Here is a 14,383-nt window from a genome sequence, read left to right on the forward strand (position 1 = left end):
GCCCGCCCCTCTTCGCCGGGGCGGGCCGTCGGCGCGGACGGGGGCTCAGTCCGCGCTGATGCGCCGCCACTCCCCGGTGGCCAGGACCGCGGCCCAGGCTCCGGCGATGCGGGCCAGTCCCCGGCGGACCTCGTCGACCACGGCGGGCGCCAGGGGGGACAGGGCCGCCTCGCCCGGGTTGAGCCGCACACTCACCCGCAGACCGTCCAGCACCCGCTGGGCCCGCGCGATCGCCTCGGCGTCGGCGCTCTCCCCCGCCGCCGCGCGCAACTGGGCGCGCATGCCGTCGCGCAGGGCGATCGCCTCGTCGAAGTCGGCGAGGGTGATGGGGATGGCGCTTTCGGGAATCAGCCGGTGGTCGCGCAGGAACCGGGCGAGGTCCGCCCGGTCGGCCAGGGTGTCACCGGTGGTGACGAAGTCTCGGATGAGCGCGGCCGCGGCGCTCGTGTTGTCGGGGGTTGCCATTGCCCCATAACACCACGGATCGCCACCGGGCGTTGACGTTTTCGACAACTCGGCCCGCCCGCTGCCTAGCCGGCGTCCTCCCTGATCATGTCGAGCAGTGCGCGGACCTGTTCGGCCGCCTCCTCGGCACCGAGTGCGGCGAACAGTCCGAGGGCCGTCTCGGCTTCGGCCGCGGACTCCTGCGGGGAGGAGTCGCGCCACAGGATGCGGGCCTTGTCGTAGTGCAGGGTGCCGCGCCGGAACCGCACGTGCTCCGGGGGGATCTGCAGTTCGGGGTCCGCCTCGGCCCGCTCCAGCCACTGCTCGGCCAGGTGGTGCGCCTCCCGGGCGGCGTCGACCTCGTCGGCCGCGAGCAGCGCCATCGCGCGGCGCTGGTGCTGTTCGAACGCCTGGTAGGGCTCGTTGAGCCCCTCCCACAGCGCGGCGGCCGCGGCGTAGCGCTCGGCGGCCTGCGCGGGGCGTCCCATCCGGCTCAGCAACTGGGCGGCCTCGCCGTGCAGGAAGACCGCCGGCACCGGGGAGGAGGCGACGTCCTCCAGGGCGAGCAGTTCGTCCCAGCGGGCCAGGGCGTCGTCGAACTCCCCGAGTTCGGTGAGGGAGCGGGCGAGGACCTCGCGCAGCATCCTGCGGTCGACGTCGCCCAGGTGCTCCTCCTCCGCCAGGGCCTCCTCGGCGACCTCCGCGGCCTCGAAGTGCCGTCCGCTGCCCTGGTAGGCGCGGGCCAGCAGGACCCGGGCGTGCGTGGCCATCGGCACGGCCCCCGCCGCCGTGGCCTGCGCGACCGCCTCGGCCAGGGGGGAGGCGGCCCGGTCGTACTCCTGTTCCTCGCACAGCCAGTGGCCCCGGGTGAGGGCGACGAGGGCGCACAGCTCCCCGGGCAGGTCGGCGGTGAGCCGCGCCTCGGCCTCCGCCAGGGCCTGCCAGGCGGCCTCGCGGGTCTCCTCCCCGCCGGCGCGCAGCAGGCCGGCGTGTCGGCACGCGGCGTCGACGACCAGCCGGGCGACGCCGCTCTCCCGCGCGGCCTCCCGGGCCCGCCCCAGCAGCGCGTCCTGTTCGGCGAACGGAGCCCCCAGCGCGGCGAGGACGGCCGCGAGCAGCGTCAACGCCGCGGCCCGCGCGTCGGCGGAGGCCTTGTCCGGGTCGCTCTCCTCCAGCAGGGCGCGGGCCCGCGGGAGGTCACCGCGTTCGGCCAGGCAGGAGGCGAGCCGCATCCGGGCGCCGACCCGCATGTCGGGGTCGCCGTGCTCGTCCAGGTGGACGACGGCCTGCTCCAGCAGCGCCAGCCCCTCCTCGGCCGAGCCGCGGCCGGCCAGCACCAGGCCCAGGCGGCTGAGCGCCCGGTGGCGGTCGGCCTGGCGCTGCGCGGCGGCGTAGTGCCCGGCGGCGGCGCGGTACTGCTCGTCCGCGCCCGCGAGGTCCCCGGCGGACTCGCGCAGCCACCCCTCGGCCTCGGCCCGGCGGCCCAGCGCCCAGGCGGGCAGGTCGACGTCGGCGGTGAGTTCGTCGAAGCGGCGCCACGCCGCGCGGGTCAGCTCCTCCCGGCCTGCGCGCCGCCACTGCTCGGCCTGCTCCAGCAGGTCGGCCCAGTCCTCGGCGAACGGCTCCACGTCCGGCCGCGGCACGGCCGGGGCGGTGCCGCGCGGCCGCGGCGCGTACTCGCTCAACGCCAGTCCGTCCACGACCGGTTCGGTGGCCAGGCGGTCGCGCACCCGGTCGGTCTGCGCGGTGGTGCCGTTGCGGGCGTCGAAGCGGGCGGCGATGGCGTGGGCGTGGTCGCGCAGCCGGTCGCGCAGTTCGGCGGCGCCGAGTTCGGCCGCGGGGCGGTCGCCGTGGGCGGGGCGGCGCACCGGCAGGTCGCCGTGTCCGGTGGCGGCGAGCCGGTCCAGCAGCAGCGCGGCCGAGGCGGCGAACTCCATGGCGTCCATGGGGCTGGGCGGATCGTCCAGCGCGCCCAGGTGCCGCTCCAGGATCTCCAGGCCGCGCGCGTGGTTGCCGGTCAGGGCGCAGAAGAACAGGTGGCCGCCGAGGTTGGACAGGTAGTGCCGCTCCTGGCGGCGGTGCACCCGGTAGGCGCGGCGGTGGGCGTCCACGGCCGCGTCGTGGCGTCCGGTGCGCAGGTAGGGCTCCATGAGGGTGGTCAGGATCCGCTGCGGCTGCTCGGTGCAGGTCAGCTGTCCCGACAGCACCGGTTCGGCGACGGCGACCGCCTCCTCGTGGGCTCCCCGCCACACCAGGTGGGAGGCGAGCGCGGAGGGAACGCAGCCCTCGCAGTCGGAGGTCTCGTCGCGCGCGGTGGTGCGCCACCGCTCGAACTCCGCGTCGGCGGTCTCGACGTCCCCGAGGTGGCGGGCCACCCGGCAGCGCAGGCCGTGCACGGCGTGCAGGCTGTGGCCGCCCTCCCGGTAGCGGCGCTCCATGTCGTCGAGCACCGCCCGGGTGCGGTCCAGCGGGATCTCCGGGAAGTCCAGCAGCGCGGCCACGACCCACTTGAAGTGCCACAGCAGCTGGGAGCGGGCGACGGGGCCGTAGCGGGCGGGGTCGGCGTCGAAGGCGCTCAGGCAGCGGGTGAAGGTGGCGAACGCGTTGGCCGGCTCACCGCCGTACTCGTAGGCCTGGGTGAGGCTCATCCGCAGCCAGAACAGGTCCTCCTCGCCCGCCCCGTCGCGGACGGCCTGCTGCAGCGCTTTTTCCAGGCCGGTGCTGCGGGCCCGCCCGTAGGGCAGGGCCACGGCCTGCTCGGCCGTCTCACGCCAGTCGGGTCCGGTCACTTCCGCTCCTCGGGGTCGGCCGGGGCGGCCCAGTCCAGCAGGCCCAGGAAGGACCGGTTGAGCACCGCGGTGTCGGCGGGACGCAGCGGGTGGCGGCCGTGCAGCAGGGCCTGGCCGTACAGGGCCTGGACTGCCAGGGTGACCAGGTCCGGGTCGGTCAGGGTGGTGATGCGCCGGGTCAGCGGGTTGGCGTGGTTGAGCACCAGGCGGGGGCGGTCGGCGGCCAGCGCGGGCTCCAGCGCGCCCAGCACGTCGGCCCACAGCGGGTCGGCCTCGATCCGCGACTCGGCGAGTTCGGCGCGGTGTTCGGCGGCCCGGCTGGTCAGGTACAGCGCGGGCAGGGAGGCGGGGGCGTAGCTGCGCAGCGCGACGGCGCAGCCGAGGGGGTCGAGGGCGCGCTCGGCGGTGCGCAGGAAGCCGCGCAGCCGCAGCTCGGTCTCCGACTCCAGCACCCCGAAGCGGGTGGTCAGCTCGCCGGGGTCCAGGGGGCGCAGCGCCGCGGCGGGCTCCCGGTCGCCGAGGCGGGCGATGATCTCGGCGTCGTAGACGTAGCCCGCGTTGACCAGGCCCACCCCCTGGGCCGCGGCGACCGCCGAGAGGCGGCGGAACTCGTCGACGTCGGGCGTGTAGCGGGCCTCGGGGTGCCGCCGGGAGAACTCCGCCAGGGTCATCGCCCCGGAGCTGGTCTCGAACTCCAGCCAGCGGTGCACCAGGTCCAGCATGGCGTCGTCGTGCACGGCCAGCGCCTTGACGCCGACGTGGTGCAGCCGCAGGAACCGGCGGAGCGCCTCGGTGTCGCTGTGGGCGAGGGTGACCAGCCAGTCGCGGACCTGGTCGCCGAGCGTCTCGCGGACGTGGCCCAGCAGGTCGTCCTCGTAGAGGGCCTCACGGCTGGCGGTGGGGCGCAGTTCCTCGGTGTCGACGACGCAGCGCACGAAGAACGCCCAGTCGGGCAGCAGGTCGGCGACGTTGTCGGCGAGCAGCATGCGTTTGAGGTAGACCCGGTGGGTGGCGCGCACCGTGGGGTTGGCCGGGTGGGGCAGCACGAACGCCACCCCGCGCAGCCCCGCCTCGGCCACCTCCAGGTCGATCACGTCGAGCGGGGTGAAGCCGAACAGGGTCCGGCAGTAGTCGCCCAGGGCGGCGCGGCGGCGCGCCGGGGTGGGATGGGGGCGGCTCCACGGCGGTCCCTCCTCGGTGAGGAGGGTGTCGCCGACGCGCAGTTCCACCGGCAGCAGCGCACCGTAGTGGCGGGCCAGTTCGGTGACGGTGTGCGTGCCGAACCACTCCTCGGCGTCCCGGCGGGGCCGCAGGATGACGGTGGTGCCGACCTCGCCGCGCTCCTGGGCGGCCAGCTCCACCAGGTAGCGGCCGTCGGCGTGGCCGACCCAGCGGACGGTGGGGCCGCCGTGCGCGGAGCGGGTGTGCACCTCGATCTCGTCGGCCACGAGGAAGCCGGAGAGCAGTCCGATGCCGAACTGGCCGAGGAACTCGTGGCGGGCGTAGCCGAGCTCGTCGCGTTTGCCGGAACGTCCGATGGTGGCCAGCAGTTCGTGCACCTGGGGTTCGGTCAGGCCCACCCCGGTGTCGTGGACGCGCAGCGTGCCGTCCCCGGTGTGCTCGGGCGTCTCGACGTGGATGCGGGCGGGGGCGCCGGGCTCCCCGGCGCGCCGCGCGGTGACGGCGTCGACCCCGTTCTGCAGCAGTTCGCGCAGGTAGACCCGGGGGCTGGAGTACAGGTGGCGACTGAGGAGGTCGACCACCCCCCGCAGGTCCACCTGGAACGCGCGTTCGGTCACGGTCCGCCCTTCCCAGCCGCTGTGGCGTCGTCCTTCTCGTACCAAACTGGCGTACCGCACTTTAACGCTCCGCGACGACATTTTCCCGCGGTCGGCGGGGCGGGGCCGGGGCGCGGCCGCCCCGGCCCCGTCGCTCAGCGGTCGAGGGCCACGCCCAGCAGGGTGTCGACGGTGTCGCGCATGAGCGCCGGAGCGGCCGGATCGCCCGGGCCTCCGCCCAGGGCCGCCTCGACCCACTCGTCGACCGCGGCCAGCGCGGCGACGGTGTCCAGGTCGGCGGCGAGCGCGGCGCGCACCCGGGCCAGCAGCGGCATGGCGTCGGGCGCGGTCTCCAGGGCGGCCGCGGCCCGCCAGCGCGCCAGCCGCCGCTCGGCGGTGCGCAGCTCCTCGTCGGTCCACTCCCAGGCGGTGCGGTAGTGGTGGGCCAGCAGCGCCAGCCGGATCGCCATCGGGTCGGCGCCCGCCTCGCGCAGCCTGGAGACGAACACCAGGTTGCCGCGCGACTTGGACATCTTCTCGCCGTCCAGTCCGACCATGGCCACGTGCAGGTAGTGCTGCGCCTGGGGGTGGGTCCCGGTGGCGCAGCGGGCCTCGGCGGCGCCCATCTCGTGGTGCGGGAAGACGAGGTCGTCGCCACCGCCGTTGAGGTCGAACCCCATGCCCAGTTCGCGCACGGAGATGGCGCTGCACTCCACGTGCCAGCCGGGACGGCCGCGGCCCAGGGGGCTGTCCCAGGCGGGTTCGCCGGGGCGCTCGGCCCGCCACAGCAGCCAGTCCAGCGGGTCCTTCTTGCCCGCGCGCCCCGGGTCGCCGCCGCGTTCGGCGAACAGTTCCAGCATGGTGCCGCGGTCCAGGTGGGAGACGCTGCCGAAGCCGGGGGCCGCGGCCGCGGAGAAGTAGACGTCGCCGTCCACCTCGTAGGCGGCCCCCGTCTCGCGCAGCCGGGTGACGAACTCGGCGATGAGGTCGATGGACTCCACGACGCCGACGAAGGCGCGCGGCGGCAGGATCCGCAGCGCCGCCATGTCCTCGCGGAACACCTGGATCTCCCGTTCGGCGAGCGCGCGCCAGTCCTGGCCGGTGGCCTCGGCCCGCTCCAGCAGCGGGTCGTCGACGTCGGTGATGTTCTGCACGTAGTCGACGGCGTGTCCGGCGTCCCGCCAGACCCGGTTGACCAGGTCGAAGGTGAGGTAGGTGAAGGCGTGCCCCAGGTGGGCGGCGTCGTAGGGGGTGATCCCGCAGACGTACATCCGCGCGGTGGCACCCGGGGTGGTGGTGCGCAGGGATCCGGTGACGGTGTCGTGGACGCTGAGCGGCCCGCCGCGGTTCGGCAGGGCGACTGTTTCGGGCGCAGGCCAAGAACGCATGATCACGAGGTTATCCGCCGAACCGGACATCTCGGAGGGCGGGGCGACGGCCCGTCCTCCCCGCCGCACCTCACGGCCCGGGCGGGCCGACCGCGTCCTCCCGCCGTGCCGACCGGGTGATCAGCCGCATGCTCACCACCACTCCGGCCAGGCACAGCACCGCCAGCACCGGGTTGCCGTGTGCCCAGTGCCACAGCACGGCCCCCAGCGCCACCACGTACAGCAACCAGTAGGCGGCGTTCTCCCACACCCACGGTCTGCCCACGGTGCTCCTCGCCCCTCTCCGCCGCGGACGGCTCCGGTTGCCGTGTTCCGGTCAGGTCACTGTTACGGACGTGCGGGGTCGTCGGAGGGTTTACCGCCGCTCAGCGGACGAGGGACCAGGCGCCGGGGTCGCCGGGGGCGTCGGTGAAGGCGTAGCGCAGGACGGTGGGGGTGAGGGCCAGCAGGGTGATCGAACCGGTCGCCCAGATCCGGCCGTCGGGCAGTTCGATGCGGGCCACCAGCGAGGAGCGGTCGTCCGCGCCGGCGCCGGTGGCGTCGGTGCGCGCGGCCCCGCCGGCCGCCTCGTCCAGCAGCCGCACCCACTCCCCCCAGATCTCGTCGGCCGTGCGCCCCGCGCGCAGCGCCGCCGCGTTCGGGGCGGGGCGGGTCGCCGCGAACCGCGGGCGGTGGCGGACGGCACGCGGCGCGGTCTCGTCCAGCCCGGTGTTGACCACGACGCCGACCCCGGGGGCGATCCGCTGTTCGGTCAGTTCCGCGCCGTCCCAGCTGAGCAGGACGGCCCGGGCGGGGTCGGCCACGACCAGGTGGAAGGGGTCGAAGGCGCGCAGTTCGGTCCGGTCCAGGTCGAGCCTCCCGGTGGCGGCGGCGCGCAGCGGCAGCTCACCCCTGCTGCGGCGCGTCACGCCCGGCGGCACGGTGGAGTCGAACACGGGGCGGCGTCCCGAGGCGGTCAGCGTCTCCAGCCGTCCGTTGAGCACCGCGGCGACGCGCGGCGTCCCCGTCTCGGGGGGTGCGGCCGCCAGCCAGGTGCCGCCCGCCTGCGCGTCGCGGCCGCCGAGCAGGTGCGGCCACTGCGGCCAGTGCCGTCCCGGCCGTTCGAAGGGGCGGTCGACCATCTCGTCGCGCAGCGCGGCGACCACGAGCGGCACGGGGGCGAGGGGATCGAATCCCACGATGGCGGTGCACACTTGGCGGCTCCTCGGCTTCGCCGGACGACGGGGGCGGGCACGGCCGCGGCCCGCGGGCTTCTCCCGTAGGCTCTGGCTGCGCGGCCGCGGCCCCGATTGTCGCAGCACGCTTTCCTCCAGTATCAGACGGGATGGTGGTCGATGGTCCAGCAGGACGGAGAGGCGGCGACGCTCGAAGAGGCGGCTCCCACCGGGCTGACCTCCGCGCAGGCCGCGCAGCGGCTGGCCGAGGGGCTGGGCAACGACGTTCCGGTGCGGGCCAGCCGCACCGTCGGGCAGATCATCCGGGCCAACGTGTTCACCCGCATCAACGCGATGGTGGCGGTGCTGTTCGGCATCATCGCGGTCATCGGACCGGTCCAGGACGGGCTGTTCGCCCTCGTCATCGTGATCAACACGCTGATCGGCACCGTCCAGGAGCTGCGTGCCAAGAAGACCCTGGACTCGCTGGCGATCGTCAACGCCGCCCGGCCGCGGGTGGTGCGCGACGGCACGGTGGTGGAGCTGAGCTCCCAGGAGGTGGTGCTGGACGACGTGGTCGAGGTGGCCTCGGGGGACCAGGCCGTGGTGGACGGCGTGGTGGTGTCGGCCTCCGGCCTGGAGATGGACGAGTCGCTGCTGACCGGTGAGGCCGATCCGGTGCTCAAACAGCCCGGCGACCCGATCATGTCGGGCAGTTTCGTGGTCGCGGGCAGCGGACGGTTCCGCGCCACCCGCGTGGGCCGGGAGGCCTACGCGGCCCGCCTGACCGAGGAGGCCGCCCGGTTCTCCCTGGTCCGCTCCGAGCTGCGGTCGGGGCTGGACCGGATCCTGCGGTTCATCACCTGGCTGCTGTTTCCCATCGGCGGCCTGCTGCTGTACAGCCAGCTGTTCCTGGGCGCCCAGGTGACCGAGGAGGTGTCGGCGGGCGGCACGGTGTCGGGGCCGCTGGCCGACGCGCTGCGCGGCATGGTGGCCGCCCTGGTGTCGATGGTTCCCGAGGGGCTGGTGCTCCTGATCAGCATCGCCTTCGCGGTGGGCGTGGTGCGGCTGGGCCGGCGGCGCTGCCTGGTGCAGGAGCTGCCCGCCATCGAGGGGCTGGCCCGCGTGGACGTGGTCTGCACCGACAAGACCGGCACCCTGACCGACACGGGCATGCGGCTGGCGGAGGTGCGCCCGCTGGACGGCTCCCACGACGTGGCCGGGCTGACCGAGGTGCTGGCGGCCCTCGCCGCGGCGGACCCGCGCCCCAACCCGAGCATGGCCGCGCTCCGCGACGGCTGCGGGACGCCCCCCGAGTGGCCGGTGGCCTCGGTGATGCCGTTCTCCTCGGCGCGCCGGTGGAGCGGGGTGAGCTTCACCACTCCCGAGGGGAGCCGGCACTGGGTGCTGGGCGCGCCCGAGGCGCTGGCCGCGGCCGGCTCGCCGGCGCTGGCCGCGGCCTCGGCGGTGGCGGCCCGGGGCCTGCGGGTGCTGCTGCTGGGCCGCGCCGACGCGGCGGTGGACGGGCCGCACACGGTGGTCCCGGTGGCGCTGGTGGTGCTGGAGCAGCGGATGCGTCCCGACGCCGCGCCGACCCTCGACTACTTCGCCCGTCAGGACGTGGCCGTCAAGGTGGTCTCCGGCGACAACGCGGCCTCGGTGGCCGCGGTCGCCCGGGACCTGGGCCTGGACGGCGCGGAGAGCCCGGTGGACGCCCGGGAGCTGTCGCCGGGGGAGGCGCATTTCGGCGACACGGTGGAGAAGGCCACCGTGTTCGGCCGGGTCTCCCCCGAGCAGAAGCGGTCCCTGGTCGCCGCGCTGCGCCGGGGCGGGCACACCGTGGCCATGACCGGGGACGGCGTCAACGACGTGCTGGCGCTCAAGGAGGCCGACATCGGGGTGGCGATGGGCTCGGGCAGTCCGGCGGCGCGCTCGGTCGCGCAGGTCGTGCTGCTGGACGACCGGTTCGCGACCCTGCCGCACGTGGTCGCGGAGGGGCGCCGGGTCATCGGCAACATCGAACGGGTCGCCAACCTCTTCCTCACCAAGACCGTGTACTCGATGACCATGGCGACCGTGGTGAGCCTGCTGGCGGTCGCCTACCCGTTCTTCCCCCGGCACGCCACCCTCATCAACGCCGTCACCTTCGGCATCCCGTCGTTCTTCCTGGCGCTGGCGCCCAACACGGAGCGGGCCCGTCCCGGTTTCGTGGCGCGCACCCTGCGCCTGGCCGTGCCCGCGGGCCTGGTCAGCGGGCTCGCGGCGATGACCACCTACCTGCTGGTGCTGGACGGGGCGAGCGTGCCCACTCCGGCCGACCGCACGGCGGTGCTGATCACCCTGTGCGCCACCACGCTGTGGGTGCTGCTGCTGGTGGCCCGGCCGTACGTGTGGTGGAAGGCGGTCCTGGTCGCGGGCATGGTGGCGGTGCTGCTGACGGCGCTGCTCACCCCGCTGGGGCAGGCGTTCTTCGCGTTGGACGTGAGCGACCCCGGGGCGGTGGTGACGGCCCTGGCGGTGGCGGGTGCGGCGGCCGCCGTCATCACCGTGGTCCGGGTGCTCGACGACCGCTTCCTGGCACGTCGCCGCTGAGGTGCCGCGGCGGCCGTCCCGGTCCGGCCGCGGGGCCGGTCAGACCGGCGGCCACGGCACCGCGGGCCAGTCCTCCGGCGGGTAGGGGTGGACCCGGTGCTCGTGGAGCACCTCGACGCGGCGCAGGGTCGCGTACCGCTCCTGCGGGGTCAGGTGGCGGGCCAGGACGCGCGACACCGCGCTGTCGGCGTCGAGCAGCTGCTCCCGCAGCGCGCCCAGCCGGTCCACGGCCTGCGCCGGCAGCGGCTGGCCCGCCCACTGCCACAGCACCGTGCGCAGCTTGTACTCCGCGGAGAAGGACACACCGTGGTCGCAGCCGTAGAGGTGGCCGTCGGGGGTGGGCAGCAGGTGGCCGATCTTGCGGTCGGAGTTGTTGATGACCGCGTCGAACACCGCCATCAGCCGCAGCTGCCGGTGGGTGCTGTCGCGGGCCAGCGCCACCAGGTCCACCGCGGTGTCCGCGGTGATCCACCACTGCACCATTCCGGGGCCGTGCGGGGCGTCCTCGCGGTAGACGGTGGGCGGCACGATCCCCCATCCCAGCGCCTGCGACACCGCGTGCGCGGCGACCTCCCGGCCGGCCAGGGTGCCGTCGGGGAAGTCCCACAGCGGTCGCTCACCCGCGACCGGCTTGTACACGCAGAAAGCGGCCCGCCCGCCGTCGGCCACCTCGCAGTACAGGGTGGCGTTGGAGGCCCCGCGGAGCCGGCCGAGCACGGTGAGCCGCCCCCGCAGCAGCAGTTCCAGGTCGTGGTCGGGGGTGGGGCAACCGTGCGGCACCGCGGTCATGGACCTCCGTTCCGGTGGGGTGTCGGCTACTCGATGCCCACGGGCCGGTAGCCGTTCTGACGGGGGCAGATGTGCCCGTCCGGGTCGAGGGGGTTGCCGCACAGGGGGCAGTTGGGGCGTCCCGCCGCGACCACGCGCAGTGCGCGCTCGGCGAAGGCACGCGCCTCGGCGGGGGTCAGGTGGACCCGGAGCACGTCGTGGGTGACGTCGTCGGCGAACGCCTCGACCTGCTCGGGCTCCCCTTCCGCTCCCGGCTCGGCCGCGCGGATCTGCTGGGCCTCGACGATGACCCGGCGGTTGTGGGCGTCCCAGGCCAGCGCCAACGTGCCGACCCGGAACTCCTCCTCGATGGGCTGTTGCAGCGGGTCGTTGTCGCTCTCGGCGGTCTCGTGCAGGTCGGGGGCGTCGCCGAACCGCCGGCGCACCTCCTCCAGCAGTTCTCCGACCCGTTCCGCCAACGCCGCCACCTGCGCCTTCTCCAGGGTGACGCTGGTGATGCGGCCCTTGCCCACCGCTTGGAGGAAGAAGGTGCGCTCCCCGGGCGGGCCGACGGTGCCGGCCACGAATCGTTCCGGGGGATCGTACTGGTACAGGGGCATCGACGGGGACTCCGGGCTGGGTCGTGGTTGCGCCTGCTGGCCTGGCTCTTCCTTTTCTATCAGCCTTCCCCTGCCCCGCCGCCGACCACGGCGTCCCCGGAGGTCTCCGACGCGGGCCGCAGTCCCGCGGTTCCTCCTCCCACGTCGTTGACGCGGACCACGAACGGCCGCAGCGCGGTGTAGCGGACCACGCTCAGCGAGCACGGGTCGACCTGGAGGCGCTGGAACTGGTCGAGGTGCAGGCCGAGCGCGTCGGCCAGGATCGCCTTGATCACGTCGCCGTGGCTGCACACCAGGTAGACGGGGGCGTCGTGGGCGGCGAGCAGTCGCGCGTTGTGGTCGCGCACCGCCGAGACCGCGCGGTGCGCGGTCTCGGCCAGGCTCTCCCCGCCGGGGAAGCGGGCGGCGCTGGGATGGGCCTGCACGACCGGCCACAGCTCCTCCTCGGCGAGTTCGGCGAGGGGGCGTCCGGTCCACTCCCCGTAGCGACACTCCCCGAACCGCTCGTCGACGGTCACCGGCACGCCGACGGCGTCCGCGACGGCCTGCGCGGTCTCCACGCAGCGCTCCAGCGGACTGGTCACGACGGCGTCCAGCCGCACCGACGCCAGGCGGGCCCCCAGCGCGGCGGCCTGGGCCCGGCCCCGCTCGTCCAGGTGCACGCCGGGCGTCCAGCCGGCCAGGGTGTGTCCGGTGGCCGCGGTCAGCCCGTGCCGCACCAGCAGCAGGGTGACGGACGCGGCGTTGGGTGTGTTCGCCATGGCCCGCACCCTAGTGGGTCGCGTCGAGCGTGGCCACGGCGGCCGGGGGAGCGGTGGCCTGGGCGCCCTCGAACGACGCGCCCGACTCGGGCGTCAGCACGCCGAAGCTGACCAGGGCGAGGATGAGGATGCCCAGGGCGACGCGGTAGTAGACGAACGGCATGAAGCTGTTGGTGGAGATGAACCGCATGAACCAGGCGATGACCGCGTAGCCCACGGCGAAGGCCACCACGGTGCCGACGATGGTGGCGCCCACGCCCGCGTACTCGTCGCCGCCGATGTCCTTGAGCTTGTACAGGCCCGAGGCGAACACCGCGGGCATGGCCAGCAGGAAGGCGTAGCGGGCGGCCGCCTCGCGCTTGAAGCCCAGCAGCATGCCGCCGGTGACGGTGGCGCCGGACCGGGAGACGCCGGGGATCAGGGCGAGCATCTGGAACAGCCCGTAGACGAGGCCGCGCTGGACGTTGAGGTCGGTCAGCTCGCGGTGCTTGCGGGAGAGCCGGTCCACCACGCCCAGCAGGATGCCGAAGCCGATCAGGGTCAGCGCGATCAGCCTCAGGTCGCGGAAGGGGGCGCTGATCTGCTCCTCGAACAGCAGGCCCGCCACGCCGATGGGGATGCTGCCGATGATGACGTACCAGCCCATCCGGGCGTCGATGTGCCGGCGCAGCTCCTTGTTGCCCAGGGAGCGCGTCCACGTCGACAGGATGTTCCACACGTCCTTGCGGAAGTAGATCAGCACGGCCAGTTCGGTACCGATCTGGCTGACCGCGGTGAACGCCGCCCCGGGGTCGGGCCAGCCGGAGAAGGCCGCGACGATGCGCAGGTGGCCACTGGAGGAGATGGGCAGGAACTCGGTCAGTCCTTGGACCAGCCCAAGGATGACGGCCTCGATGATGGACACGGCGGATTCGGCTCCTGGTCGCAGAAGGGCGAATGACGGGGGGTGCGCGGAGAGACCGCACCGCGCGGTGCGGAAGACCCGGGAAGCTTAGCGCCTCCCAGGGGCCCACGCGCGGGAAACGGTGTCGCCCGGCTGCCGTGAGGCGGTACTCTCCGCGCCATGGAACAGCGACAGCTGGGCGGGTCGGGCCTGTGGGTCTCCAGGATCGCCCTGGGCACGATGACCTGGGGCAAGGATACCGAGGAGGACGAGGCGGCCGACCTGCTCGCGACGTTTGTGGACGCGGGCGGCACGCTCATCGACACCGCTGATATCTACCAGGGCGGGCAGGCTGAGCGCATCCTGGGACGGCTGCTGCCCACCGTGGTGCGCCGCGACGACGTGATCATAGCGACCAAAGCGGGGCACTGTCTGGACCGGCGGCGTCCCGGCGACACCTCGCGGCGGCACCTGCTGGCCGCGTTGGAGGCGTCGCTGCGGCGGCTGCAGACCGACCACGTGGACCTGTGGCAGCTGCACGTGTACGATCCCGCCACCCCGGTGGAGGAGACCCTGGCCGCGGTGGAGTCGGCCGTGGCCTCCGGGAAGGTGCGCTACGTGGGCGTGGGCCAGCTGGCCGGGTGGCAGTTGGCCCGCTACGCCACCTGGCAGCAGGCGGTGCGGTCGCCGGGGAGCTCTCCGGTGGTGTCGGCGGGCAGCGAGTACTCGCTGCTGAACCGGGACTGCGAGCGGGAGCTGCTGCCCGCCGCCGCGAACTGCGGGGTGAGCCTCCTGGCCTGGTCTCCCCTGGGCCGCGGGGTGCTGACCGGCAAGTACCGTACCGGGGTGCCGCGGGAGTCGCGGGGGGCGAGCGCGCACATGGCGCCGTTCGTGGAGCCCTACCTGGACGAGCGGGGCCGCCGCGTGGTGGAGTCGGTGTGCACGGCGGCCGAGGGGCTGGGCGTGTCGCCGCTGGCGGTGGCGTTGAGCTGGGTGCTGGGCCAGCCCCGGGTGGCCGCGGCCTGTACGGGGCCGCGCACGGTCGCCCAGCTGTCGGAGGTCCTGGCCGCCGAGCGCGTGGTGCTGCCCCGGGAGATCCGGGACGCGCTCAACGACGCGTCGGCGGCACCGGGCTGAGCGGCCGGACTTGCGGGGGCGGCCCGCGGTGCGGTGAACCGCCGCGGAGGCCGCACTAAGCTCACGGGG

General features: G+C 74.6%; 12 protein-coding genes. 2 read left to right on the plus strand and 10 right to left on the minus strand.

All coding sequences use genetic code 11. From position 1 onward, the window contains the following. Positions 1-45 precede the first annotated feature (45 nt). The 6 genes from FOF52_RS08760 to FOF52_RS08785 form a co-directional block, all read right to left on the minus strand. Positions 46-465, minus strand: a complete 420-nt coding sequence (locus FOF52_RS08760) for an ABATE domain-containing protein (RefSeq protein ID WP_248593330.1) — start codon at positions 463-465, stop codon at positions 46-48. A 65-nt stretch (positions 466-530) separates the two neighbouring features. Continuing rightward, entirely contained in the window at positions 531-3,233 is a 2,703-nt protein-coding gene (locus FOF52_RS08765; RefSeq protein WP_248593331.1) for a hypothetical protein, read from the minus strand. After that, positions 3,230-5,032, minus strand: a complete 1,803-nt coding sequence (locus FOF52_RS08770; protein WP_248593332.1) for an HSP90 family protein — start codon at positions 5,030-5,032, stop codon at positions 3,230-3,232. The genes FOF52_RS08765 and FOF52_RS08770 overlap by 4 nt, the downstream gene beginning before the upstream one ends. A gap of 134 nt (positions 5,033-5,166) precedes the next feature. After that, positions 5,167-6,405 (minus strand): cysteine--1-D-myo-inosityl 2-amino-2-deoxy-alpha-D-glucopyranoside ligase, encoded by a 1,239-nt coding sequence (mshC, locus tag FOF52_RS08775; protein ID WP_248593333.1) that lies wholly within the window; start codon positions 6,403-6,405, stop codon positions 5,167-5,169. A 64-nt stretch (positions 6,406-6,469) separates the two neighbouring features. Next, a complete protein-coding gene (locus tag FOF52_RS08780) occupies positions 6,470-6,664 on the minus strand; it encodes a hypothetical protein (protein ID WP_248593334.1) in 195 nt (64 codons plus the stop codon). 100 nt (positions 6,665-6,764) lie between these two features. Next, on the minus strand, positions 6,765-7,592 hold the full coding sequence (locus FOF52_RS08785; RefSeq protein WP_248593335.1) for an NRDE family protein: 828 nt from the start codon (positions 7,590-7,592) through the stop codon (positions 6,765-6,767). A gap of 141 nt (positions 7,593-7,733) precedes the next feature. On the opposite strand from FOF52_RS08785, the gene FOF52_RS08790 reads away from it, so the two are divergent. Further along, entirely contained in the window at positions 7,734-10,145 is a 2,412-nt protein-coding gene (locus FOF52_RS08790) for an HAD-IC family P-type ATPase (protein WP_248593336.1), read from the plus strand. Positions 10,146-10,184: 39 nt separating this feature from the next. Here FOF52_RS08790 and FOF52_RS08795 read toward each other — a convergent pair whose 3' ends face one another. From FOF52_RS08795 to FOF52_RS08810, 4 genes are read right to left on the minus strand one after another with little or no spacing between them, the layout of a single operon-like run. Beyond that, complete coding sequence (locus FOF52_RS08795; RefSeq protein ID WP_248593337.1) at positions 10,185-10,934, minus strand: SCO1664 family protein; 750 nt, start codon at positions 10,932-10,934, stop codon at positions 10,185-10,187. Positions 10,935-10,960: 26 nt separating this feature from the next. Continuing rightward, the gene (locus FOF52_RS08800) at positions 10,961-11,533 is read right to left on the minus strand and encodes a DUF3090 family protein (protein WP_248593338.1); all 573 of its coding nucleotides are present in this window, start codon (positions 11,531-11,533) and stop codon (positions 10,961-10,963) included. Between the two features lie 59 nt (positions 11,534-11,592). Continuing rightward, the gene (locus tag FOF52_RS08805) at positions 11,593-12,294 is read right to left on the minus strand and encodes a histidine phosphatase family protein (protein WP_248593339.1); all 702 of its coding nucleotides are present in this window, start codon (positions 12,292-12,294) and stop codon (positions 11,593-11,595) included. A gap of 10 nt (positions 12,295-12,304) precedes the next feature. Beyond that, the gene (locus tag FOF52_RS08810; protein WP_248593340.1) at positions 12,305-13,198 is read right to left on the minus strand and encodes an undecaprenyl-diphosphate phosphatase; all 894 of its coding nucleotides are present in this window, start codon (positions 13,196-13,198) and stop codon (positions 12,305-12,307) included. Between the two features lie 159 nt (positions 13,199-13,357). Between FOF52_RS08810 and FOF52_RS08815 the strand changes: the two genes are divergently transcribed. Then, positions 13,358-14,314, plus strand: a complete 957-nt coding sequence (locus tag FOF52_RS08815; RefSeq protein WP_248593341.1) for an aldo/keto reductase — start codon at positions 13,358-13,360, stop codon at positions 14,312-14,314. The last annotated feature ends 69 nt before the right edge of the window (positions 14,315-14,383 follow it).

The organism is Thermobifida alba, from assembly GCF_023208015.1.
Lineage (GTDB): Bacteria > Actinomycetota > Actinomycetes > Streptosporangiales > Streptosporangiaceae > Thermobifida > Thermobifida alba.

Excerpts from the sequence above, each read along its gene's own strand:
- FOF52_RS08790 (WP_248593336.1), top strand. The coding sequence starts at position 7,734 with ATGGTCCAGCAGGACGGAGAGGCGGCGACGCTCGAAGAGGCGGCTCCC.
- FOF52_RS08805 (WP_248593339.1), bottom strand. The coding sequence starts at position 12,294 with ATGGCGAACACACCCAACGCCGCGTCCGTCACCCTGCTGCTGGTGCGG.
- FOF52_RS08800 (WP_248593338.1), bottom strand. The coding sequence starts at position 11,533 with ATGCCCCTGTACCAGTACGATCCCCCGGAACGATTCGTGGCCGGCACC.
- FOF52_RS08795 (WP_248593337.1), bottom strand. The coding sequence starts at position 10,934 with ATGACCGCGGTGCCGCACGGTTGCCCCACCCCCGACCACGACCTGGAA.
- FOF52_RS08760 (WP_248593330.1), bottom strand. The coding sequence starts at position 465 with ATGGCAACCCCCGACAACACGAGCGCCGCGGCCGCGCTCATCCGAGAC.
- FOF52_RS08815 (WP_248593341.1), top strand. The coding sequence starts at position 13,358 with ATGGAACAGCGACAGCTGGGCGGGTCGGGCCTGTGGGTCTCCAGGATC.